General features: G+C 49.3%; 23 protein-coding genes. 14 read left to right on the top strand and 9 right to left on the bottom strand.

Annotated elements, in window-relative coordinates; all coding sequences use genetic code 11:
- The first annotated feature begins 257 nt into the window (after positions 1-257).
- Both spy and ves read left to right on the top strand, forming a co-directional pair.
- Positions 258-743: an ATP-independent periplasmic protein-refolding chaperone Spy gene (gene spy / locus N7268_RS23065; RefSeq protein ID WP_260864626.1), complete on the top strand. Its 486-nt coding sequence runs from the start codon at positions 258-260 to the stop codon at positions 741-743.
- A gap of 345 nt (positions 744-1,088) precedes the next feature.
- Positions 1,089-1,664, top strand: coding sequence for an environmental stress-induced protein Ves (gene ves / locus N7268_RS23060; RefSeq protein ID WP_260864625.1), 576 nt, complete (start codon positions 1,089-1,091; stop codon positions 1,662-1,664).
- A gap of 63 nt (positions 1,665-1,727) precedes the next feature.
- Here ves and nadE read toward each other — a convergent pair whose 3' ends face one another.
- A complete protein-coding gene (gene nadE / locus N7268_RS23055) occupies positions 1,728-2,558 on the bottom strand; it encodes an ammonia-dependent NAD(+) synthetase (protein ID WP_260864624.1) in 831 nt (276 codons plus the stop codon).
- Positions 2,559-2,765: 207 nt separating this feature from the next.
- Here nadE and osmE point away from each other — a divergent pair, with 207 nt between their 5' ends.
- From osmE to chbG, 7 genes are all read left to right on the top strand, one after another.
- Positions 2,766-3,107 (top strand): osmotically-inducible lipoprotein OsmE, encoded by a 342-nt coding sequence (gene osmE / locus N7268_RS23050; RefSeq protein ID WP_003030621.1) that lies wholly within the window; start codon positions 2,766-2,768, stop codon positions 3,105-3,107.
- A gap of 298 nt (positions 3,108-3,405) precedes the next feature.
- Entirely contained in the window at positions 3,406-3,726 is a 321-nt protein-coding gene (gene chbB, locus N7268_RS23045; protein WP_003030620.1) for a PTS N,N'-diacetylchitobiose transporter subunit IIB, read from the top strand.
- 86 nt (positions 3,727-3,812) lie between these two features.
- Complete coding sequence (gene chbC / locus N7268_RS23040; RefSeq protein ID WP_260864623.1) at positions 3,813-5,171, top strand: PTS N,N'-diacetylchitobiose transporter subunit IIC; 1,359 nt, start codon at positions 3,813-3,815, stop codon at positions 5,169-5,171.
- A 54-nt stretch (positions 5,172-5,225) separates the two neighbouring features.
- On the top strand, positions 5,226-5,573 hold the full coding sequence (gene chbA / locus N7268_RS23035; protein WP_198904398.1) for a PTS N,N'-diacetylchitobiose transporter subunit IIA: 348 nt from the start codon (positions 5,226-5,228) through the stop codon (positions 5,571-5,573).
- Positions 5,574-5,583: 10 nt separating this feature from the next.
- Complete coding sequence (chbR, locus tag N7268_RS23030) at positions 5,584-6,426, top strand: transcriptional regulator ChbR (protein WP_260864622.1); 843 nt, start codon at positions 5,584-5,586, stop codon at positions 6,424-6,426.
- A gap of 123 nt (positions 6,427-6,549) precedes the next feature.
- Positions 6,550-7,905 (top strand): 6-phospho-beta-glucosidase, encoded by a 1,356-nt coding sequence (locus N7268_RS23025; RefSeq protein WP_198904396.1) that lies wholly within the window; start codon positions 6,550-6,552, stop codon positions 7,903-7,905.
- Between the two features lie 12 nt (positions 7,906-7,917).
- A complete protein-coding gene (gene chbG / locus N7268_RS23020; protein ID WP_260864621.1) occupies positions 7,918-8,676 on the top strand; it encodes a chitin disaccharide deacetylase in 759 nt (252 codons plus the stop codon).
- A 38-nt stretch (positions 8,677-8,714) separates the two neighbouring features.
- Here chbG and katE read toward each other — a convergent pair whose 3' ends face one another.
- Positions 8,715-10,973 carry a catalase HPII gene (katE, locus tag N7268_RS23015; RefSeq protein WP_260864620.1) on the bottom strand — a complete coding sequence of 753 codons (2,259 nt, stop codon included), beginning with the start codon at positions 10,971-10,973 and terminating at the stop codon, positions 8,715-8,717.
- A gap of 192 nt (positions 10,974-11,165) precedes the next feature.
- On the opposite strand from katE, the gene cedA reads away from it, so the two are divergent.
- The gene (cedA, locus tag N7268_RS23010; protein ID WP_198904393.1) at positions 11,166-11,429 is read left to right on the top strand and encodes a cell division activator CedA; all 264 of its coding nucleotides are present in this window, start codon (positions 11,166-11,168) and stop codon (positions 11,427-11,429) included.
- A 63-nt stretch (positions 11,430-11,492) separates the two neighbouring features.
- Here the strand turns inward: cedA and tcyP are convergent, their stop codons facing one another.
- The 4 genes from tcyP to hxpB all read right to left on the bottom strand — a co-directional run bounded on the left by tcyP (position 11,493) and on the right by hxpB (position 15,283).
- Positions 11,493-12,884, bottom strand: a complete 1,392-nt coding sequence (gene tcyP / locus N7268_RS23005; protein WP_260864619.1) for a cystine/sulfocysteine:cation symporter — start codon at positions 12,882-12,884, stop codon at positions 11,493-11,495.
- 135 nt (positions 12,885-13,019) lie between these two features.
- The gene (locus tag N7268_RS23000; RefSeq protein WP_260864618.1) at positions 13,020-13,607 is read right to left on the bottom strand and encodes a metal-dependent hydrolase; all 588 of its coding nucleotides are present in this window, start codon (positions 13,605-13,607) and stop codon (positions 13,020-13,022) included.
- Positions 13,608-13,702: 95 nt separating this feature from the next.
- Positions 13,703-14,464 (bottom strand): 2-dehydro-3-deoxy-D-gluconate 5-dehydrogenase KduD, encoded by a 762-nt coding sequence (gene kduD / locus N7268_RS22995; protein WP_260864617.1) that lies wholly within the window; start codon positions 14,462-14,464, stop codon positions 13,703-13,705.
- A gap of 150 nt (positions 14,465-14,614) precedes the next feature.
- Positions 14,615-15,283 (bottom strand): hexitol phosphatase HxpB, encoded by a 669-nt coding sequence (hxpB, locus tag N7268_RS22990; RefSeq protein WP_260864616.1) that lies wholly within the window; start codon positions 15,281-15,283, stop codon positions 14,615-14,617.
- Between the two features lie 169 nt (positions 15,284-15,452).
- Here hxpB and N7268_RS22985 point away from each other — a divergent pair, with 169 nt between their 5' ends.
- Entirely contained in the window at positions 15,453-15,989 is a 537-nt protein-coding gene (locus tag N7268_RS22985) for a YniB family protein (protein WP_260864615.1), read from the top strand.
- Between the two features lie 75 nt (positions 15,990-16,064).
- On the opposite strand, the gene N7268_RS22980 is transcribed toward N7268_RS22985, so the two are convergent.
- Both N7268_RS22980 and pfkB read right to left on the bottom strand, forming a co-directional pair.
- Positions 16,065-16,925 carry a fructosamine kinase family protein gene (locus N7268_RS22980; protein WP_260864614.1) on the bottom strand — a complete coding sequence of 287 codons (861 nt, stop codon included), beginning with the start codon at positions 16,923-16,925 and terminating at the stop codon, positions 16,065-16,067.
- Positions 16,926-17,190: 265 nt separating this feature from the next.
- Positions 17,191-18,120 carry a 6-phosphofructokinase II gene (pfkB, locus tag N7268_RS22975; RefSeq protein ID WP_198904387.1) on the bottom strand — a complete coding sequence of 310 codons (930 nt, stop codon included), beginning with the start codon at positions 18,118-18,120 and terminating at the stop codon, positions 17,191-17,193.
- 287 nt (positions 18,121-18,407) lie between these two features.
- Between pfkB and N7268_RS22970 the strand changes: the two genes are divergently transcribed.
- Both N7268_RS22970 and N7268_RS22965 read left to right on the top strand, forming a co-directional pair.
- Positions 18,408-19,166, top strand: coding sequence for a YdiY family protein (locus N7268_RS22970; protein WP_260864613.1), 759 nt, complete (start codon positions 18,408-18,410; stop codon positions 19,164-19,166).
- A gap of 275 nt (positions 19,167-19,441) precedes the next feature.
- Positions 19,442-19,675, top strand: coding sequence for a hypothetical protein (locus tag N7268_RS22965; protein ID WP_260864612.1), 234 nt, complete (start codon positions 19,442-19,444; stop codon positions 19,673-19,675).
- Between the two features lie 178 nt (positions 19,676-19,853).
- Here N7268_RS22965 and yniD read toward each other — a convergent pair whose 3' ends face one another.
- Entirely contained in the window at positions 19,854-19,961 is a 108-nt protein-coding gene (yniD, locus tag N7268_RS22960) for a small membrane protein YniD (RefSeq protein WP_123969695.1), read from the bottom strand.
- Between the two features lie 305 nt (positions 19,962-20,266).
- On the opposite strand from yniD, the gene thrS reads away from it, so the two are divergent.
- The gene (gene thrS, locus N7268_RS22955; RefSeq protein WP_198904384.1) at positions 20,267-22,195 is read left to right on the top strand and encodes a threonine--tRNA ligase; all 1,929 of its coding nucleotides are present in this window, start codon (positions 20,267-20,269) and stop codon (positions 22,193-22,195) included.
- The last annotated feature ends 3 nt before the right edge of the window (positions 22,196-22,198 follow it).

Below are 22,198 nucleotides of genomic sequence, written 5' to 3'. Positions count from 1 at the left end.
AGTTGCTTTCTTAATAACCAGAGTTGCGGTATAGTTCTTCATAATCCTTTCAAAATCATCCTGTTGTCATTTTTTATTTCAACTCTCCGCAATTTATTCTTTTTTTCTTCATAATTGATGAAAGTTTGTTTTTTACACTTTCATTGTTTTACCGTTGCTCTGATTAATTGACGATGAAGACGGTAAAGTTAATCCCGTCAACACGACAATCACATTGCATGAATGTCGTCAGAATAACTGAAGGAAGGATAGAAATTATGCGTAAACTGACTGCTCTGTTTGTTGCCTCTACTCTGGCGCTGGGTGCTGCGAACATCGCACATGCCGCTGACACAACCACTACGGCCCCGGCAAATGCCAAACCGATGATGCACCACAACGGCAAGTTTGGCCCACATCACGACATGATGTTTAAAGATCTGAACCTGACTGACGCCCAGAAACAACAGATCCGCGAGATTATGAAAAGCCAGCGCGACCAGATGAAGCGTCCGCCGCTGGAAGAACGCCGTGCAATGCACGATATCATCGCCAGCGATAGCTTCGATAAAGCGAAAGCCGAAGCGCAAATTACGAAGATGGAAGAGCAGCGTAAAGCGAACATGCTGGCGCACATGGAAACCCAGAACAAGATTTACAACATTCTGACGCCGGAACAGAAAAAGCAGTTTAATGCCAATTTTGAGAAGCGTCTGACAGAACGCGCGACGCAGAAAGGTAAAATGCCAGAGGCTGCTGAGTAATCGATCAGCGTCTACACTAAATCATTCACGCGGTATCTGAGCGAGTCTCGGCACGGCGTGAATAAAAAACTCAAGACCGCCGGTCTTGTCCACAACACGTTAAACGAGGTGGGCAGGATCGGCGGTTTTTTCTTTCCCTCCTATTGCACCTTGCAACCGACACGTTATGCTCCTGATGCCCGCGAAAATTCCACCTGGATCAGCGCGTTAATCTTTTTTGCAAAACACAGGTTTCATCGCTAAGGCAAATCAACCCTGCTGCCGATAACAACAATCTGCAGGGTGAACGGTCACTATTATTTATGGCTGCGTGAGTGCGGCATGCTGTGCCTTTCTGGAGGGATGATGGAATACTTTGATATCCGCAAAATGCCGGTCAGTCTCTGGCGTAACGGTGCGGGTGAAACGCGTGAGATTTGTTGTTTTCCACCCGCGACACGTGAGTTTCACTGGCGGGCGAGTATCGCCTCCCTTGCGGCTAACGGCGAGTTTTCACTTTTCCCCGGGGTCGAACGGGTTATTACCTTGCTGGAAGGGGGAGAAGTGACGCTGGAAGGGGGCAACACGTTCACGCACACCCTTAAACGGCATCAACCTTTCACCTTTGAAGGTGAGCGAGTCGTGAAAGCCAGGCTGACCGAAGGGCAGATGTCGATGGACTTTAATATCATGACGCGTCGTGATGTCTGCAAAGCGAAAGTCAGAGTGGCCGATCGGACGTTCACGACCTTTGGTTCGCGCGGCGGAGTGGTATTTGTGATCAGCGGTGCCTGGCAGTTAGGCGATAAGCTACTGACGGCTGATCAGGGCGCATGCTGGCATGATGGAAAGCACACGCTGCGGCTCTTGAATACAGAAGGGAAGCTGTTGTTTAGTGAGATTAACTGGATGCCAGGCCATTCGCCGGATTCGGTGCAATAACGCTGATTTTCGTGCCGGATAAGACGAACTACGTTGTTATCCGGCACCGTAAAGACAAGTGAATTACAACGCCTTCCAGAAATCGTCAAACACCGTAATCGGCGGGCGACGCTTGTGTTCTGTCTTCACATACCAGCCTTCGATTTTCTTCGCGACCGCGGGATCCAGCGTTTTCCCTTCCAGATAATCGTCGATGTTATCGTACGTTACGCCTAATGCGGCTTCATCTGGCAAAGAAGGGCGATCGTCTTCAAGGTCGGCGGTTGGCGCTTTCTTATATAAATGCTCCGGGCAGCCCAGTGCGGCAAGAAGCTGTTTCCCCTGGCGCTTGTTGAGGCGGTAAATCGGGTTAATGTCGGTGCCACCATCGCCATATTTGGTGAAGAATCCGGTAATGGCTTCCGCCGCATGGTCGGTACCCACGACAACACCGCTGGTCATACCGGCAATACTGTACTGCGCTTTCATACGTTCACGGGCTTTTTCATTTCCGCGTACAAAATCGCTCAGTTCAATACCGGCTTCGCGCAAGGCCTGCTCGCTGGCCAGCACGGCACCTTTAATATTCACCGTTAACACGCGATCTGGCTGAATGAATGTTATCGCATCCTGGCAATCCTGCTCATCGGCCTGTAAGCCGTAGGGCAGACGTACCGCGATAAACTGCAGCGCGTCGTTTCCGGTTTCATTACGCAATTCGGAAATAGCCATCTGGCATAATTTCCCGGTCAGCGTCGAGTCCTGCCCACCGCTAATCCCTAACACCAGTGATTTCAGGAAAGGGTAGGTTTGCAGGTATGATTTCAGGAAATCCACGCTGCGGCGAATTTCTTCTTCTGCATTAATATGTGGTTTTGCGCCGAGCGCCTGGATTATCTCTTGCTGCAGAGTCATTTAACCCCCTCCGAAAAAAAATGATCAAAATAATGATGTGGTAAAGCTAACGCGTTGACGCCCAAACGACAAGGGATGCAGCCCGATATAACATCATTTTGTTTTAATAGAATTTTCCGAAAGGGCTTGCGTATCAACTGTAAGCTTGAAAAATGCGTAGTAGTGCTCCAGGCTTATATAACACGCTGATAAACAAGAGGACGGAAAATGAACAAGAATCTAACAGGAATTCTGAGTGCAGCGGCGGTATTGACTATGCTGGCAGGGTGTACGGCTTATGATCGTACGAAAGACCAATTTGTGCAGCCCGTGGTGAAAGATGTGAAGAAAGGCATGAGTCGGGCGCAGGTCGCGCAGATTGCCGGTAAGCCTTCATCTGAAGTCAGTATGATCCATGCGCGTGGGACATGTCAGACCTACATCCTGGGTCAACGAGATGGTAAAGCTGAGACCTATTTTGTTGCATTAGACGATACCGGACACGTGATTAACTCCGGCTATCAGACCTGTGCGGAGTACGACACCGACCCGCAGGCGGCGAAGAAGTAACATCTGCTTATTGCCTGAGCACTCTGAAGAACCGGCCATCGCGCCGGTTTTTTTGTATCACCTGATCTTATTTATTGACGCGAATTATTTACCCGAAATGTGAAGGGGGTCATAACACCAGGTCAAGGAGAGACAATTTTGTTGGTCAAGGAAATACCATCCTCCAGTGCAATCCCGTATACTCATTTCAGCCACCTAATAAAGTAATTTAGCTGACGCAAGTTACCCAGAGCATGGATGCAGGTTATGGCTTGCGGAGTGTCTGGTTGACAGATAATCGCATAAGAGGAACGTTTTTATGGAAAAGAAACATATTTATCTGTTTTGTTCTGCGGGCATGTCGACGTCCCTGTTGGTATCGAAGATGCGTGCGCAGGCCGAAAAATACGAAGTACCGGTCATTATTGAAGCGTTTCCTGAAACACTGGCTGGCGAAAAAGGCCCTGCGGCCGACGTTGTGTTATTAGGTCCGCAAATTGCTTATATGTTACCCGAAATTCAGCGTTTGTTACCCAACAAACCTGTAGAAGTGATTGACTCGCTGCTGTATGGCAAAGTCGATGGTTTAGGCGTGCTTAAAGCTGCAGTTGCAGCAATTAAAAAAGCCGCAGCAAATTAATTATTTTGTTTTAATTTTCCCGTCAAAGAGTTATTTCATTAACATTCGCCGCAATATTACATTGCGGTATTTAAGGGTATTTTTCTATGAGTAACGCTATTGCTTCACTTGAAAAGGTACTCCTTCCTTTTGCTGTAAAAATTGGAAAGCAGCCACACGTTAATGCAATCAAAAACGGCTTTATTCGTTTAATGCCGTTAACCCTCGCTGGGGCCATGTTTGTATTAATCAATAACGTTTTCCTGAGCTTTGGGGAGGGGTCGTTTTTTTATTCTCTGGGTATTCGACTTGATGCTTCTACTATTGAAAATCTCAATAGCTTAAAAGGCATCGGTGGAAACGTCTATAACGGTACGCTGGGTATTATGTCATTGATGGCGCCATTCTTTATAGGTATGGCGCTGGCAGAAGAGCGTAAAGTTGATTCGCTGGCGGCAGGTCTGTTATCCGTCGCGGCATTTATGACCGTAACGCCTTATAGCGTGGGCGAAGCCTATGCCGTAGGCGCTAACTGGCTGGGCGGCGCGAATATTATTTCCGGTATTATTATCGGTCTGGTTGTCGCGGAAATGTTCACCTTTGTTGTTCGCCGTAATTGGGTTATTAAATTACCCGATAGCGTGCCGACATCCGTTTCGCGTTCGTTTTCTGCGCTGATCCCGGGTTTTCTTATCCTCTCTGTGATGGGGATTATCGCCTGGGCGTTGACAACGTTTGGCACTAACTTCCATCAGATCATCATGGATTCCATTTCTACTCCACTGGCATCACTGGGCAGTGTAGTCGGTTGGGCATACGTGATTTTTGTTCCGCTGCTGTGGTTCTTTGGTATTCACGGTTCACTGGCGCTGACCGCGCTGGACAGCGGTATCATGACGCCATGGGCGCTGGAAAACATCTCTATCTACCAACAGTTTGGTTCCGTAGACGCTGCGCTGGAAGCCGGTAAGACCTTCCACGTCTGGGCGAAACCGATGCTGGACTCCTATATTTTCCTGGGTGGTAGTGGTGCAACGCTGGGGCTGATTATTGCTATCTTCCTGGCATCTCGTCGCCCGGACTATCGTCAGGTTGCGAAACTGGCATTACCGTCAGGTATCTTCCAGATTAACGAACCTATCCTGTTCGGTCTGCCGATTATCATGAACCCGGTGATGTTTATCCCGTTCATTCTGGTTCAACCGATTCTGGCAGCGATTATGCTGGCGGCCTACTACACCGGCATTATTCCACCGATTACTAACATTGCACCGTGGACAATGCCAACCGGGTTGGGGGCGTTCTTTAACACCAACGGCAGTGTCGCCGCGCTGTTAGTCGCACTGTTCAACCTGGGTGTCGCAACATTGGTTTACCTGCCATTCGTCGTGGTAGCCAACAAAGCACAGAACGTGATTGACCAAGAAGAAAGCGAAGAAGATATCGCTAACGCACTGAAATTCTAAATTTAATCCGGCATGGCTTCCCGGTCATGCCGGACTGTACCAGAGGAAAAGAATATGTTGGACATCGAAAATATCGTCGATACAGCGTCAGAAGCTGAAGAGCTTGAAGAAGTGGTGATGGGGCTAATCATCAATTCAGGTCAGGCGCGTAGCCTGGCATATGCGGCTCTCAAACAGGCCAAGCAGGGTGATTTTGAGTCGGCGAAAGCGATGATGGAACAGTCTCGCATGGCGCTTAATGAAGCGCACCTTGTACAAACCAAACTGATTGAAGGCGATCAGGGTGAGGGTAAAATGAAAGTCAGTCTGGTTCTGGTTCATGCGCAGGATCATCTGATGACGTCAATGCTGGCGCGTGAGCTGGTTACCGAATTGATTGAGCTTCACGAGAAGCTGAAATAGCGAGGAGTGAATGATGCAGCTACAGATTAACGCACCGGAAATCAAAACCGTTTATGAGCAGCAGCTTTTTAATGGCAAAAATTTTCATGTGTTTATCTACAACAAAACTGAGAGTATCAGTGGACTGCATCAGCATGACTACTATGAATTTACCCTGGTTTTAACCGGACGTTATTATCAGGAAATCAACGGCAAGCGCGTGCTGCTTGAACGTGGAGACTTTGTCTTTATCCCGCTGGGATCGCATCACCAAAGTTTCTATGATTTTGGCGCCACCAGAATCCTTAACGTTGGTATCAGCAAACGTTTTTTTGAACAGCATTATCATCCTTTATTACCGTTTTGTTTTGTAGCATCACAGGTGTATCGGGCTAATAACTCTTTTCTCACCTATATTGAAACGGTGATTGCATCGCTGAACTTTCGCGAGAGCGGGCTGGATGAATTTGTAGAAGTGGTCACCTTCTATATTATTAATCGGCTGCGTCATCATCGTGAAGAGCAAGTACTGGATGATATTCCACAATGGCTTAAAACCACCGTGGAGACTATGCATGATAAACGGCAGTTTAGTGAAAATGCGTTGGAAAATATGGTACACCTGTCCGCAAAGTCCCAGGAGTATCTGACCCGCGCAACGCAGCGGTATTACAGCAAAACACCCATGCAGATTATTAATGAAATCCGCATTAACTTTGCTAAAAAACAGCTGGAGATGACTAACTATTCTGTCACAGATATTGCGTATGAGTCGGGATACAGCAGCCCAAGCCTGTTTATTAAAACGTTTAAGAAAATGACGTCGTTTACGCCGAATAGCTATCGTAAGAAATTAACTGAATTTAATCAGTAAACATTATTCGTTAATTGCCAGTTTTCATCGCTTGCCCTAAATATTACCGGGATTGCAATGCTATTCCTGAAGAAAGGGTAAAGCGTAATACACGTCAGTGTTTTTACACTGAAGGGAGAAATTATGAATCAGAAATTAAAAGTCGTCACTATTGGTGGCGGGAGCAGCTACACCCCTGAATTACTTGAAGGCTTTATTAAGCGTTATCATGAATTACCGGTTACTGAACTGTGGCTGGTGGATGTCGAGGGTGGAAAAGAGAAGCTGGATATTATTTTTGATTTATGCCAGAGAATGATCGACAAAGCTGGCGTCCCGATGAAGCTGTATAAAACGCTGGATCGTCGTGAAGCGTTGAAAGATGCTGATTTTGTGACAACACAGCTGCGAGTCGGGCAATTGAAAGCGCGTGAACAGGATGAACGTATTCCGCTGAGCCACGGCTATCTCGGACAGGAGACGAACGGTGCAGGCGGCCTGTTTAAAGGTCTGCGTACCATTCCGGTTATTTTTGACATCGTGAAGGATGTCGAAGAATTGTGTCCGAATGCCTGGGTGATTAACTTTACGAACCCGGCCGGGATGGTGACAGAAGCGGTCTATCGCCACACTAATTTCAAGAAATTCATCGGTGTGTGTAATATTCCCATCGGCATGAAAATGTTTATTAGTGATGTGCTGGCGCTGAAAGAGAGCGACGATTTATCTATCGATCTGTTCGGTTTAAACCATATGGTCTTTATTAAAGACGTACTGGTGAACGGTGAATCGCGTTTTGATGAACTGCTGGACGGCGTGGCTTCAGGTCAGCTTAAAGCCTCTACGGTAAAAAATATTTTCGACTTGCCGTTTAGCGAAGGACTTATTCGTTCGCTGAAACTGTTGCCGTGCTCTTATTTGCTCTACTACTTCAAGCCAAAAGAGATGTTGGCCATTGAAATGGGTGAATATTATAAGGGCGGCGCACGCGCTCAGGTGGTACAGAAAGTCGAGAAGCAGCTTTTCGAACTTTATAAGAACCCTGAACTGAACGTAAAACCGAAGGAGCTTGAGCAACGCGGTGGCGCTTATTATTCTGATGCGGCTTGCGAAGTGATCAACGCTATCTACAACGACAAGCAGACAGAGCACTATGTCAACATTCCTCACCATGGGCATGTTGATAATATTCCGGCTGACTGGGCGGTAGAAATGACCTGCACGTTGGGGCGTAATGGCGCAACGCCGCACCCACGGATCACGCATTTTGATGAGAAAGTGCTGGGTCTTATCTATACCATTAAAGGGTTTGAAGTGGCGGCCAGTAATGCTGCGTTGAGCGGTGAGTTTAATGATGTGCTGCTGGCGTTAAACCTGAGCCCGTTGGTGCACTCTGACCGTGATGCTGAAATCCTGGCGCGTGAGCTGATTCTGGCGCACGAGAAGTGGCTGCCTAACTTTGCCGCGTGTATCGAGAAACTCAAAAGCGAACAACACTGATCGAGGTTGGCTATGGAACGCGTACTGATTGTGAATGCGGATGATTTTGGCCTGAGCAAAGGACAAAACTACGGCATTGTTGAGGCCTGTCGCAATGGTGTTGTGACATCGACGACAGCGCTGGTGAATGGCGAGGCCATTGACCACGCAGTCCAACTGAGTCGCGATTTACCTCAACTTGCCGTTGGTATGCACTTTGTTCTGACGCTGGGGAAACCGTTGACGGCGATGCCAGGCCTCGTTCGCGATGGGCTTTTGGGGAAATGGATCTGGCAGATGGCTGAGGAAGATGCCTTGCCGCTGGATGAAATTTCACAGGAGCTGGAGGCTCAGTATGCGCGTTTTATCGCCTTGTTCGGGCGGGAACCGACGCATCTGGATAGTCACCACCATGTGCATATGTTCCCGCAGCTATTCCCCATCGTGGCCAGCTTTGCTGCACAACGCGGCATTGCGTTGCGTATCGACCGCCGGACGGTATTGCAGGCCGCTGACTTGCCGGATTCGTTGCGTACTTCTCATGGATTCAGCAGTGAGTTTTATGGCGAAGAGATTTCTGAAGCGCTGTTTTTGCAGGTACTGGATGCGTCAGCTGACAGAGGTGAGTCTTCGCTGGAAGTTATGTGTCACCCGGCCTTTATCGACAACACTATTCGACAAAGTGCCTACTGTTACCCCCGTTTAACTGAGCTTGATGTGCTGACGTCTTCGTCATTGAAATATGCTATTGCGGAGCGCGGTTATCGTCTTGGCAGTTTTCTGAACGTGTAATTCCTGAGTTTGCGGCGCGAAGACGCGCCGCATTTTTTTTAGGCCGGAATGGCTCCTGTTTTACCCGCACGTGACCAGACGCGATGCTCGGCCATCAGCGCAAATAACGTGTCCATGAATTGTGCATCCGCATTGTCTGCTTCCACTACGCCTTCTTCTCCCTGGTTTGCAATATTCAGCACGGCCTTAAACTGACGGGCATCGCCTGCCAGCGCGATAGGTTTTAAATGCTTGTACGCTTCCAGCAAGTAATAACGGGCATCACCTCTCGCTTCGATATCTGCGATATTACCGCAAGGAACAATAACCGCATCGACGGTCAGTGACGGCGAGCCGGAGAAGGTCCCCGCGATCGTCAGTACGGAGCCATCGTCAGCAATGACATCTCCCATCCGCGAATAAAGCAATTTGCTGTGAACGCCCTTAGCCTGTAAGGCTTGCAACACCGCCAGCATATCGGCTGATTTCACCTGATCATTGAGTAAAATCGCCACGACGCGACCTTTAATATCTCCCTGCGAATTCGCGTACAGGCTAAGAGATGGCGCTTTTTGTAGCCCATTTACATTGGGTGGTGGCGTAATCTGCGTCTGTTCATCGGTCAGTTCAAAACCAAGGTTAGTTGCTACGGATTGTGCAAGCTGGAGATCAATATGCGCCAGCTGATCGACCACTCTTTCCCGAATGTAAGGGCGGGTGACTTTGCTAAGCTCAAAACTGAATCCGCCAACAATATGCTGCTGTTCAACGGGTGTCTGGCTTAGCCAGAACAGGCGAGGGTGCGCATAGTACTCTGCAAATGAGGGACTGCGTTCGCGAATTTTATCTCCGTCAATGCGCTCCTGATAGGATTCAAATCCACCGTGTTTAGGACCGGGTGGAGTTTCACGGGGCCAGTTATCGTTAATGGAGTTGGGTTCGTAGTTGGCAGGATTCGTATCAATGTCCATACGATGCATGCCATCGCGTTGGAAGTTATGATACGGGCAGGTAGGGCGGTTAATGGGGATTTCATGGAAATTCGGCCCGCCCAGACGGCTGATTTGTGTATCGGTGTACGAGAAGAGTCGGCCTTGTAACAGAGGGTCGTTGGTAAAATCAATGCCGGGGACGATATGTCCAGGATGAAAAGCTACCTGTTCGTTTTCGGCGAAGAAATTGTCCGGGTTGCGATTAAGCACCATTTTACCGACACGTTGAACCGGAACCAGCTCTTCGGGGATCAGTTTTGTGGGGTCGAGCAGGTCAAAATCGAATTTGAATTCGTCTTCTTCAGGAATTAACTGTAACCCCAGTTCATATTCTGGATAATCGCCCGCTTCAATGGCTTCCCACAGATCCCGGCGGTGAAAGTCAGGATCCCGGCCGGTCAGTTTTTGCGCTTCATCCCATATCAGGGAAGCCTTACCGGCAAGAGGTTTCCAGTGGAAGCGTACAAAGGTCGCTTTGCCCTCGGCGTTAATCAGCCGGAAGGTATGAATGCCAAAGCCTTCCATGGTGCGATAGCTTCTGGGGATGCCCCGGTCGGACATGGCCCACATGACGTTATGCAGTGTTTCCGGCTGCAGGGAGACGTAATCCCAAAAGGTATCGTGGGCGCTTTGCCCTTGCGGAATAGCCCAATGAGGTTCAGGTTTAACGGCGTGGACGAAATCCGGGAATTTGTGGGCATCCTGAATAAAAAAGATGGGGGTATTATTCCCCACCAGATCGAAAATGCCCTCTTCGGTATAAAACTTTGTCGCAAAACCGCGAATATCTCTGACGGTATCTGCGGAGCCTGCGCCGCCCTGGACGGTTGAGAAACGTACAAACACGGGGGTTATCTTGCTTTCATCAGACAGAAAGTCGGCTTTCGTCGTTGCACTTAAGCTGCGATAGGGCTGGAAGTAACCATGTGCGGCGGAACCTCGGGCATGGACAATTCTTTCAGGAATACGCTCGTGATCAAAATGGGTAATTTTCTCCCGCAGGATAAAATCTTCCAGCAATGTTGGTCCACGGTTTCCGGCGCGTAGAGAGTTTTGGTCGTCTGCGATACGTACGCCCTGGTTGGTGGTAAGGGCAAAGTTTTCGCTACCTTTACGATGTTGCTCCAGGGCGTTGAGTTTGTCGTTAACCGTATCGGGAGCCTTTATGCTGCCTGGGGCGGTGGGTTGCATGCCCGGTGGAGTCAGTTCTGGTGTCGGTTTGTGCGAGCCGTCATCAGGAGCCAGTGAATCAAGCCCTGGTTTGGATTCGCTGGCATCATGAACCGGCGCAGGGTGATGGAGTGGGTGCTTTTCATTGTGTGACATTGAACTCGTCTCCTGTTTTCATTTCTGAAAGGGTCGTTGTTGCTGTCAAAAGCTTTAACTATAGACCACTCATCTGTGGGTGCCCGGCGGAGGTGGTGCGATAAACCGTTATGAACAGGGCAAACAGCGCACGCAAGGCAGGACGTCAGGGCGCAAAATCGGCTAAGATAGTGTTTTTCTGATTTTTAGTCTTTGTCTTTAGTGAAGCAACTGATTATGAAACCTCTTCGCCAACAAAATCGTCCTGTTATCAGCTATGTTCCGCGTGTAGAGCCCGCGCCGCCAGAGCATGCGATAAAAATGGATGCGTTTCGTGACGTATGGATACTGCGCGGAAAATATGTCGCTTTTGTCTTAATAGGAGAGGCCTTTCAGCGTTCGCCAGCGTTTACGGTCCCGGAATCGGCACAACGCTGGGCGAACCAGGTTCGCCAGGAAAATGAATTGAGCGAGTAATCGGATATAAAAAAAACGCCGGAGCATCATGCTCCGGCGTTTTTTTATGCTTTCGTTGCAGGCTTAGTGGTGCGCCAGTTCGGCATTATCATCACTGTCCAGAACGGCTTTGTCGGTCTGCTTCAGCCACTGGCTGGTGAGCGTACCGGCAGTCATGGAACCGCTAACGTTCAATGCGGTACGACCCATATCGATCAACGGTTCAACGGAGATCAGCAGAGCGACCAGCGTGACCGGCAGACCCATTGCAGGCAGTACGATCAGTGCAGCAAAGGTCGCACCGCCGCCGACACCCGCAACACCGGCGGAGCTGACAGTCACAATACCGACCAGTGTGGCAATCCACATTGGGTCCAGCGGGTTAATCCCGACAGTTGGGGCAACCATCACGGCCAGCATAGCCGGGTAGAGACCGGCACAACCGTTTTGACCAATCGTTGCACCAAATGAGGCTGCAAAGCTGGCGATGGACTCCGGTACACCCAGACGACGGGTCTGCGCTTCAACATTCAGCGGAATAGAGGCTGCACTGGAGCGGCTGGTGAAGGCGAAGGTCAGTACCGGCCAGACTTTACGGAAGTATTTCAGCGGGCTAACACCGTTAATACCCAGCAGTACACCGTGAACCACGAACATAATCGCCAGACCGAGATAAGACGCTACGACGAAGCTACCCAGTTTGATGATGTCTTGCAGGTTGGAGCCCGCAACAACTTTGGTCATCAGCGCCAGCACACCGTACGGCGTCAACTGCATAACCAGACGCACCAGCTTCATCACCCAGCTTTGCAGGGTATCGATGGCGATTAACACACGCTCGCCTTTCGGTGCGTCATCTTTCAGCAGTTTAAGCGCAGCCACACCCAGGAATGCGGCGAAAATCACAACGCTGATGATCGACGTCGGGTTAGCACCGGTCAGGTCGGCAAACGGGTTTTTCGGTATAAACGACAGCACCAGTTGTGGAACACTGAGGTCAGCGACTTTGCCGACATAATTGGTTTGGATAGCATTCAGACGTGCTGTTTCCGCACCGCCCTGCACCAGACCTTCTGCGGTCAGACCGAACAGGTTGGTTACCAAAACACCGACCAGCGCGGCAATCAGCGTAGTAAACAGCAGCGTTCCGATGGTCAGGAAGCTGATTTTACCCAGTTGGGAAGCGTTGTGCAGACGGGCTACGGCGCTGAGAATGGAGGCAAATACCAGCGGCATAACAATCATTTGCAGCAGTTGCACATAACCGTTACCGACAATGTTGAACCATTGTACGGAATCTTTCAGTACCTGGCTGTCAGAGCCGTAAATCGTGTGCAGGGCAAGGCCAAACACCACACCCATGACAAGACCAACCAGTACTTTTTTGGCCAGACTCCACTGTTTATGGCGGGCTTGCGCCAGCACAAACAGCAGTGCGACGAACACGACAATGTTCGCGATTAATGGAAAGTTCATCCCCGTTCTCCTGATCTTTTTATATGTATCACCCAGCTTCGGTGATTCTGTTGGCGCAAGATTAGCAGAACTGTGACTTGCCTCTTATATTCAAATGGAATTGTTTATGCCAAAAACGCTGTTTTGGCCGATTTCTTAATCAGCCTGATGCTTTATAAAACGGTTAAACTGCATTTGTAAGGTATTAATCATTTGCGATGACCAGCGGACAGCACTGTTATCCGGTACTGTTTGCGGCATCCAGATTGCCCACGCGAACAGCGCCATGCATAAAAATCGCTCCAGTTGATTCCCTTTTTGCGGTACGAGGATCGGCAGGCGAAAACGCCAGCGGCAGGGCCATAACAGGGGAACGCCTGCAGGGGTGAGCATATCTGCCAGAATGTGGCTCAGGTAGCCGAGCACCATCCCTTGTAACGCATCGGCAGGGATTATCCAGGTATCAGGGACTTTCAGGTAAAACGTGGCAAGCAGGGCGAAGACCGCCAGCAGACTATGGGTAAAACCCCGATGGCCAAATGCCCGGGCAATCGGTTTTGAGATCCATTTCAGACGTTGGCCAAGCAAAGACTTAGGATGATCGATATCGGGCAGCAGGCACGTTAAAATGGCTGAAGGAACAATATGCCACCAGTCACCCTGAGCGAGAACGGGCGTTAGCTCGGCATTTTTGGCAAATACCGCACAGGCAATAGAAAAAAGAAGGTGGCCTTCCGCCGTCATGATAAAACCCAATAAACTGTCAATTCATACAGTATAGGGGTTTTATACAGTAGACGGAAGAGGTGACGTTGTAACCCTTTGTCACAATCGGGCGATTAACGCGCCAGCCACCCGCCATCCACTGCCAGCGTATAGCCATTGATGTAGTCAGAGGCGGAACTGGCAAGGAAAACTACCGGTCCTTTCAGGTCGTCCGGCGTTCCCCAGCGTCCGGCTGGAATACGATCAACAATCTCCTGGTTACGCGCGGTATCTTCACGCAACTGCTGCGTATTATTCGTGGCCATATAACCCGGCGCGATTGCGTTAACATTGATACCTTGCGCAGCCCACTCGTTTGCCAGCAGGCGGGTGATACCCAGCACACCGCTTTTCGATGCCGTATAGGAAGGCACGCGGATGCCACCCTGAAAAGAGAGCATTGACGCAATATTAATGATTTTTCCCCCGTTTCCCTGAGCGAGAAACTGGCGCGCTACGGCCTGGGATAAAAAGAACACGGATTTGAGATTTACGTTCATCACCTCATCCCAGTCTTTCTCGCTAAAGTCCAGCGCGTCCTGGCGACGAATGGTCCCCGCGTTGTTGACCAGAATATCGACCCGGCCCAGCGTGGTGACGGTTTGGGTCACAATGTCAGCGAGGGCGTCCTGTCGACTGAGGTCAGCCTGAATAGCCATAAAACGCCGGCCGAGGGCCTGGATCTTCGCCGCTGTATCATGCGGGATTTTGCGATTCACCCCAACCACGTCACAGCCCGCCTCTGCCAGCGCAAGCGCCATACCTTGGCCAAGGCCGGTATCACATCCGGTGACGATTGCGACTTTACCTGTAAGACCAAACGTATCCAAAACCATGTTCACCCCGATTATCAATTATTGTTATTGCTGTGGTTCAGGTGAAGGATAGGAGAGGTGGCAAACAAATACAATTAAAAATGAAACGATGTTTTGAAATTTGTGATTTCACGAAGAAAACGGGCAATGCTGGCATTGCCCGTTGGCGGATTACCCGCGCAGTTGAGCGGCGGTAAGATTAACAAGCGACGTCAGTTTTACGTCGGCAAGCACAAACCGCGGATCGTCCTGATTCTCGTGTGCAGGTACGACGATGGAGCGCATACGCGCCGCTTTCGAGGCGATCATACCGTTAACGGAGTCTTCCAGTGCCACACAGGTTAATGGGTCAACGCCCAGTTTTGCGGCGCAGTCGAGGTAAACCTGAGGATGTGGTTTGCTGTACGGGAGTTTTTCTGCGGAAGCCAGTGCATCAAAGCTGTCGCGGAGATCAAACATGGTCAGCACTTTTTCCAGCATATGCAGTGGGGAGGCAGACGCAAGCCCAACCATCAGCCCCTGCTCCTTACACAGCGCGACGGCTTCACGCACGCCGGGCAGCAATGGGCGAGTTTCTTCGACCAGTGAAATGGCTCGGGTGATGATCCGGTCAGTGACCTCCTGGCGCGACGGGCCGTTCCACGGCTGCTGGGCGAACCAGAGATCCACAACCATGTCGATACGCAATCCCAATGTATCCGGAAGTTCATGGCGGCGGGTGATATCTACGCCTAAACTTGCCATCACATCCAGTTCGGCCTGATCCCAGAGGGGTTCTGAATCGACCAGTAATCCATCCATATCGAAAATTGCAGCAAGAATTTGACGCGGGGTTGACATCACAACCTCTCCTTTGAGAATTAAACAGCAGGGATTAAGAGCGCAGTTGAACAGGCTCTAAGCGTTCATTATGGCTAATCCTCATTATATCGCCTTTAAAGATCAGGCGAAAACGGTTATCAACGGGTAAACTTAGGCCAAAATGACACGTCTTTATCAAGGGGAACGCATGACGTATCAACAAGCTGGACGCATCGCGATTTTGAAAAGGCTGGTGGGGTGGATTATTTTCATCCCTGCGCTGATTTCAACGTTGGTTTCAGTACTGAAATTTATGTATGCGCACAGTGAGAAACAGGAGGGCATTAACGCGGTTATGCTCGATTTTGCCCATGTGATGATTGACATGATGCGGGTGAATACGCCGTTTCTGAATCTGTTTTGGTATAACTCGCCGACACCCGATTTTCAAAGTGGGCTGAATCTCGTCTTCTGGCTGATTTTTATCCTGATTTTTATCGGCCTGGCGATGCAGGATTCGGGGGCCAGAATGAGTCGTCAGGCACGTTTTTTACGCGAGGGTGTCGAAGACCAACTGATTCTGGAACAGGCGAAAGGGAGTGAAGGGCTGTCGCGCGAGCAAATTGAGTCGCGTATTGTCGTGCCGCACCATACGATTTTCCTGCAGATTTTCCCGCTCTATATTCTGCCAGTGATTGTTATCGTCATCGGCTATTTCTTCTTTTCCTTACTGGGATTTTTGTAAGTACAGCATTATCAGGCCTACGCAGGAGCAAAACGGTAGGCCTGATAAACAACGCGCTATCAGGTTATCTCAGCGTTAAGCCGCCAGTAACCTTTCCATCGCTTTTTGCGCCACCACCAGGTGCTGCCCCCCGAACAGAATCGCCCGATTCAGCAGAGTGTAGAGCTGATAGATGGGCTGTCGATCCAGAAAATCTAACGGCAGTGGTGAGACAGACTGATAGCCGTCATAAATTTGGGGGGGGTGATCGGTGTGTAACGGTAGCATCGCCAGATCGCACTCCCGGTCACCCCAATAACAGGCTGGATCAAAAATATAAGGGCCGTTAGGGCCGAGAGCACAGTTTCCCGACCACAAATCGCCATGGAGCAGTGAAGGCTGCGGCTGGTGAGAAGAAAGTCTCTGCTGAACATGTTCGACAATGGCGTCGATATTGCCAAACGCGATCCCTTTTTCAGCCGCGAGTTCCAGTTGCCAGCCAATGCGTTGTTCCGCAAAAAAGGTTGACCAGCGGCGCTGCCAGGTATTGGGTTGTGGTGTTGTGGAGAGCGCATTATCGAAGTCGAGACCAAACTGCGGTTGATCGCTCCATTCATGCAAATGCGCAAGCTGCTGTCCCAGAATAAAGGCGTTGTGGGCATCAAGTGGGCGAGGAGGGAGAAAATCCATCACCAGGAAGCTGTAGTCCCTGTCTGCACCTACCGCCCAGACTTTGGGAACGGATACGGTTTGGCTTCGGGAAAGGAGTTCCAGCTGATCGGCTTCCGCCGTAAAGCCGGACAACAGCTCTCTTTCATCGCATTTGACGAAAAAATCGCGCCCCGCATAGCGTAAATGCCATGCGGCGTGGATCTCTCCGCCGGGCAGTTCATTACGCAGTTCGATTTCGCCTTCACCTAATTGCTCGCTTAAAAGACGACTGATAGCCTGCCACATGATGTCTCTCCCCATGTTATCTGCCAGATCATAAGGTTAGCGCAAGAATTCGTTTAAAAAACACGAACTGACGCACACCATAGACGCGTCATTGCTGGAAAGGCACTTAATGTTTGTCGTTCTTCCACTCCTCGCTGGGATAAGGAGACTTTCGGTTGCATGTGATTCACTTCTTTGTAATCACATGATTTTTTAGCATAGACGCATAATTCATATGCCGAAAGTTTTGTGGGCAAATCCCCCTTGCCGCAAGGGGGAGGTGCGATTAGCTGGAAAGATACGAATAAATTTTTTGCGTATCATCCAAAGAACACAGACGCGTACCGTGGTTGAGCGTGGCGGCGCTACCGGCTGCGACACCAAAGCGTACAATATCTTCAAAAGGGGCGTTTTCAGCTAATTTTAGCGTCATCGCGCCCACCATACTGTCGCCCGCGCCGACAGTACTTTGACTTTTCACCGGTGGCGGAACGACCTGTACGCAGGTTTTACTGTCGACTCCCAGCGCCCCTTGTGGCCCAAGCGAGACCACAACGCGATGGGCTTTACCGCTTTGTACAATTTCCTGTGCGGCTTTGCGGACGTCGTCAGGCTGAGTCAGTTCGCGATTGACGAGGGCGCTCAGTTCTTTGAGGTTGGGTTTGACCAGTTCAATATTACCGATGGCTAACGCCGCTGCCAGCGCATCTCCAGAGCTATCAACAATGCAACGAATGCCCTGTTTTTGTGCCGTAGTGACAAGCCGGGTCAACTTTTCAAGTTTGACGCCGGGCGGCAAACTGCCGCTAATCACCAGTAGCGCACCCGATTCAATCTCCAGCACCTGATCCTGCAGTTGGTGAAATTCGTCATCACTGAGCGTGGCGCCAGGCATCACAAAACGATATTGCTCGCCGCTGGATTCCACGTGGACATGCAGATTTTGTCGGGTCCAGTCTTTGGCCTCTATTGTTGATACAGGAACATTTTCATCGGCGAGTAGGGACACAAGGTGCTCTCCGGTAGCGCCGCCTGCCGGAAAGATAGCCGTCGCGGTACCACCCAGATGTGCAATAGCGCGAGCCACGTTGATGCCACCGCCACCCGGTTCAAAAACTGGCGATGTACAGCGAAGTTTACCTTCGGGGTAGATTTGAGGGGTGATTGTTGCGCTATCGAGAGAGGGCGCAAGTGTTAACGTATAGATACGTACCATCTTTACCTCCTGTTAGGCTTTCCTCAGTCTGGCACTTAACGCCACGAAAGTGAAGTAATTAACAGCATGATTTATCGCATCTTTATTTAAAATGCGCGCGGTAAAGATATATAAATAAAATAATGATTTAAGAGCGCTCTTATTCAAAAAATGAAATAAGAATTTATTGCTATGTTATTCGAGTCTTTTTATAATTTGTTACCTTTCTTGGGGCGTTTGTCATTGATCCCTATGAAAGTTTCCGAGACCGTAATGGTCTCTTTTTTTGTTGTACGGACTCTTAATAAATGAAGCTTTTGAAGACAGTACCCGCAGCATTAATGCTGACGGGGTGCGTGTTTGCGTCAATGCATGCCGCCGCCGATGATTCCGTTTTTACTGTCATGGATGACCCTTCCAGCGCGAAAAAACCTTTTGAAGGTAACCTGAACGCGGGATACCTTGCCCAGTCAGGCAACACAAAAAGTTCTTCTTTAACTGCAGACACCACCATGACCTGGTACGGTGAAACGACGGCGTGGTCTCTGTGGGGAAATGCCAGCAACACCTCCTCAAATGATGAGCGTTCTTCGGAAAAATATGCTGCAGGTGGTCGTAGTCGTTTTAATATGACCGATTACGATTATCTCTTTGGACAGGCGAGCTGGCTGACTGACCGTTATAACGGTTATCACGAGCGTGACGTACTGACCGCAGGTTATGGTCGTCAGTTCCTTAACGGACCGGTGCACAGCTTCCGTTTTGAATTTGGTCCAGGTGTTCGCTATGACGAACACACCGATGGTGAAACTGAAACACAGCCACTGGGTTATGCATCCGGTGCCTATGCCTGGCAGATGACGGACACGACCAAGTTTACTCAGGGTGTGTCGGTATTCGGTGCTGACGATACGACAGTCAATTCAGAAACGGCCTTGAATGTTGCTATCAACGAACACTTTGGATTGAAGGTCGCTTATAACGTGACCTGGAACTCTGAACCGCCAGCAACGGCGCCAGATCATACCGATCGCCGCACGACACTTTCACTCGGTTATCGTATGTAGTCATAAGCCGGGTCAAATAAATGACCTGGCTTTTCTAAATTATCATTAAGTGTTATTATTTTCTGACCGGAGTTTTATTTTTTCTAAAATATTCACATCTCCATTATTCCTTCATTATTTCTCCACAATCCCGCGTTCTTATACATATTCAGTATATTTGACACGAATTGATAAATAAATTGACTAGATAAAAACGTGATCCAGATCTACACTGAAATCCACAGGCGATAATTCGCTTTCAGAAGTTAGCGTTAATTTAAGTAAGAGAATAATATATGAAAAAAATCAATGCGAGTGCAGCCGTCATCGTGCTTTCTGCTCTTTCCTTCGGCGTATTTGCTGCCGAACAGACAACCAGCGCACCTGCGAACAGTACGGCTCAGGTCGGCATTACTCATGCCTCCGACGTTGAAGCGGGCTCCAACATCGCGCCGGGATCCCAGTCTACGGGGCAAAGTATGAATGATGCGTTTGATGTTCATAAACTGGTTGCAGGCGAATGGTCCTAATATTCAAGGCAATATTCAGAAATATCATCGCCCAAATGTCGTAATGAAAAAACCGGATAATGATGTACCGGTTTTTTTGTTTTTAGCGTTAAACGTAAAGTATTTTTGAAATGTATTTTCTATATTAATATTTGAAAAATAAAATACGCAGAGAACCTTCCCCTCTACGTTCTCAGGTTTAACCCCAAATCATCGCTGCCCAACGCAGCATCAACATTGCCGCACAAATCACGAGTAGTACGACGACCATCTTCCAGTGTTTTTTTGCAAATCGATTTGTTGGCATTGTCTTTTTCCTGTCGCGTTCAGACCCTTACAGCATAGTGTAACAAAGGCGGCAGGTTGTCAGTGAATTGATTTACATCATAGATAGCGCGTTGATTGTTGCTTTGATCGGCCCGTAATGCCGTGTACACTGTCAAACGGTGTTATCAAAAAGCGGGTGTAGGTTACGTGATTGCCAGTCCGGTGATGCGTGACATATTTCGCAGAGTGAAGCGGGAATCAGCCCACACCTTTTTGGTAATTTTAAATATTGAAACTTTGTATGTGATCTTACGTGTGGGTCACCACTGCAAATAAGGATATAACATGCCTGTTATTACTCTTCCTGATGGCAGCCAACGCCATTACGACCACGCTGTAAGCCCCATGGATGTTGCGCTGGACATCGGTCCAGGTCTGGCGAAAGCCACTATTGCTGGTCGTGTAAATGGCGAGCTGGTTGATGCTTCCGATCTGATTGAACAAGATGCGACGCTCTCCATCATCACCGCTAAAGATGAAGAAGGTCTGGAGATCATTCGTCACTCTTGTGCGCACCTGTTAGGGCACGCGATCAAACAACTCTGGCCGCACACCAAAATGGCGATCGGACCGGTTGTTGACAATGGTTTCTACTACGATATCGATCTTGACCGTACGTTAACCCAGGAAGATGTCGACGCGCTCGAAAAGCGGATGCACGAGCTCGCTGAGAAAAACTACGATGTCATTAAGAAGAAAGTCAGCTGGCACGAAGCGCGTGAAACCTTCGTGAAGCGCGGCGAGACCTATAAAGTCTCTATTCTTGATGAAAACATTGCCCATGATGACAAACCTGGTTTGTATCATCATGAAGAATATGTCGATATGTGCCGTGGTCCGCACGTACCCAATATGCGTTTCTGTCATCACTTCAAACTGATGAAAACCGCAGGGGCGTACTGGCGTGGCGACAGCAACAACAAGATGCTGCAGCGTATTTACGGTACTGCATGGGCAGATAAAAAAGCGCTGAGCGCCTATCTGCAACGTCTGGAAGAAGCCGCTAAACGCGATCACCGTAAAATTGGTAAGCAACTCGACCTGTATCATATGCAGGAAGAGGCACCCGGTATGGTGTTCTGGCATAACGATGGCTGGACTATTTTCCGTGAACTGGAAGTCTTTGTGCGTTCCAAACTCAAAGAGTATCAGTATCAGGAAGTTAAAGGCCCGTTCATGATGGACCGTGTTCTGTGGGAGAAAACAGGGCACTGGGACAACTACAAAGATGCGATGTTCACTACCTCTTCTGAGAACCGTGAATACTGCATTAAGCCAATGAACTGTCCGGGTCACGTTCAGATCTTCAACCAGGGTCTGAAATCTTATCGTGATCTGCCGCTGCGTATGGCGGAGTTCGGTAGCTGCCACCGTAATGAGCCGTCAGGCGCATTGCACGGTCTGATGCGCGTACGTGGCTTCACTCAGGATGATGCGCATATCTTCTGTACCGAAGAGCAGATCCGCGATGAAGTTAACGCATGTATTCGTATGGTCTACGATATGTACAGCACCTTTGGCTTCGAGAAGATCGTCGTCAAACTGTCCACTCGCCCGGAAAAACGTATCGGTAGCGATGAAATGTGGGACCGTGCTGAAGCTGACCTGGCCGTTGCACTGGAAGAAAACAACATCCCGTTTGAGTTCCAACTGGGTGAAGGTGCATTCTACGGTCCGAAAATTGAATTTACCCTGTATGACTGCCTCGATCGTGCATGGCAGTGCGGTACTGTACAGCTGGACTTCTCTCTGCCGTCCCGTTTAAGCGCCTCTTATGTTGGCGAAAACAACGAGCGTCAGGTGCCGGTTATGATTCACCGCGCAATTCTTGGGTCTATGGAACGTTTCATCGGTATCCTGACTGAAGAGTTTGCTGGCTTCTTCCCGACCTGGCTTGCGCCGGTTCAGGTTGTGGTCATGAACATTACCGATTCACAGTCTGAATACGTAAACGAATTAACGCAGAAACTGCAAAATGCGGGTATTCGTGTAAAAGCAGACTTGAGAAATGAGAAGATAGGCTTTAAAATCCGCGAGCACACTTTACGTCGTGTCCCTTACATGTTGGTCTGTGGCGACAAAGAGGTAGAAGCAGGCAAAGTTGCCGTGCGTACCCGTCGTGGCAAAGACTTGGGCAGCCTGGACGTAAATGAAGTTATCGAGAAGCTGCAACAAGAGATTCGCAGCCGCAGTCTTCAACAACTGGAGGAATAAGGT

Source organism: Citrobacter sp. Marseille-Q6884 (assembly GCF_945906775.1).
GTDB lineage: Bacteria > Pseudomonadota > Gammaproteobacteria > Enterobacterales > Enterobacteriaceae > Citrobacter.
The sequence above is the reverse complement of the archived record's forward strand: the minus strand, read 5'-3'. Positions and strand labels throughout refer to the sequence as shown.

Excerpts from the sequence above, each read along its gene's own strand:
- yniD (WP_123969695.1), bottom strand. The coding sequence starts at position 19,961 with ATGCCAACAAATCGATTTGCAAAAAAACACTGGAAGATGGTCGTCGTA.
- N7268_RS23000 (WP_260864618.1), bottom strand. The coding sequence starts at position 13,607 with ATGACGGCGGAAGGCCACCTTCTTTTTTCTATTGCCTGTGCGGTATTT.
- N7268_RS23025 (WP_198904396.1), top strand. The coding sequence starts at position 6,550 with ATGAATCAGAAATTAAAAGTCGTCACTATTGGTGGCGGGAGCAGCTAC.
- N7268_RS22965 (WP_260864612.1), top strand. The coding sequence starts at position 19,442 with ATGAAAAAAATCAATGCGAGTGCAGCCGTCATCGTGCTTTCTGCTCTT.
- nadE (WP_260864624.1), bottom strand. The coding sequence starts at position 2,558 with ATGACTCTGCAGCAAGAGATAATCCAGGCGCTCGGCGCAAAACCACAT.
- pfkB (WP_198904387.1), bottom strand. The coding sequence starts at position 18,120 with ATGGTACGTATCTATACGTTAACACTTGCGCCCTCTCTCGATAGCGCA.
- chbC (WP_260864623.1), top strand. The coding sequence starts at position 3,813 with ATGAGTAACGCTATTGCTTCACTTGAAAAGGTACTCCTTCCTTTTGCT.
- hxpB (WP_260864616.1), bottom strand. The coding sequence starts at position 15,283 with ATGTCAACCCCGCGTCAAATTCTTGCTGCAATTTTCGATATGGATGGA.
- spy (WP_260864626.1), top strand. The coding sequence starts at position 258 with ATGCGTAAACTGACTGCTCTGTTTGTTGCCTCTACTCTGGCGCTGGGT.
- osmE (WP_003030621.1), top strand. The coding sequence starts at position 2,766 with ATGAACAAGAATCTAACAGGAATTCTGAGTGCAGCGGCGGTATTGACT.
- N7268_RS22985 (WP_260864615.1), top strand. The coding sequence starts at position 15,453 with ATGACGTATCAACAAGCTGGACGCATCGCGATTTTGAAAAGGCTGGTG.
- chbB (WP_003030620.1), top strand. The coding sequence starts at position 3,406 with ATGGAAAAGAAACATATTTATCTGTTTTGTTCTGCGGGCATGTCGACG.
- N7268_RS22970 (WP_260864613.1), top strand. The coding sequence starts at position 18,408 with ATGAAGCTTTTGAAGACAGTACCCGCAGCATTAATGCTGACGGGGTGC.
- chbR (WP_260864622.1), top strand. The coding sequence starts at position 5,584 with ATGATGCAGCTACAGATTAACGCACCGGAAATCAAAACCGTTTATGAG.
- chbG (WP_260864621.1), top strand. The coding sequence starts at position 7,918 with ATGGAACGCGTACTGATTGTGAATGCGGATGATTTTGGCCTGAGCAAA.
- ves (WP_260864625.1), top strand. The coding sequence starts at position 1,089 with ATGGAATACTTTGATATCCGCAAAATGCCGGTCAGTCTCTGGCGTAAC.
- chbA (WP_198904398.1), top strand. The coding sequence starts at position 5,226 with ATGTTGGACATCGAAAATATCGTCGATACAGCGTCAGAAGCTGAAGAG.
- katE (WP_260864620.1), bottom strand. The coding sequence starts at position 10,973 with ATGTCACACAATGAAAAGCACCCACTCCATCACCCTGCGCCGGTTCAT.
- tcyP (WP_260864619.1), bottom strand. The coding sequence starts at position 12,884 with ATGAACTTTCCATTAATCGCGAACATTGTCGTGTTCGTCGCACTGCTG.
- thrS (WP_198904384.1), top strand. The coding sequence starts at position 20,267 with ATGCCTGTTATTACTCTTCCTGATGGCAGCCAACGCCATTACGACCAC.
- N7268_RS22980 (WP_260864614.1), bottom strand. The coding sequence starts at position 16,925 with ATGTGGCAGGCTATCAGTCGTCTTTTAAGCGAGCAATTAGGTGAAGGC.
- kduD (WP_260864617.1), bottom strand. The coding sequence starts at position 14,464 with ATGGTTTTGGATACGTTTGGTCTTACAGGTAAAGTCGCAATCGTCACC.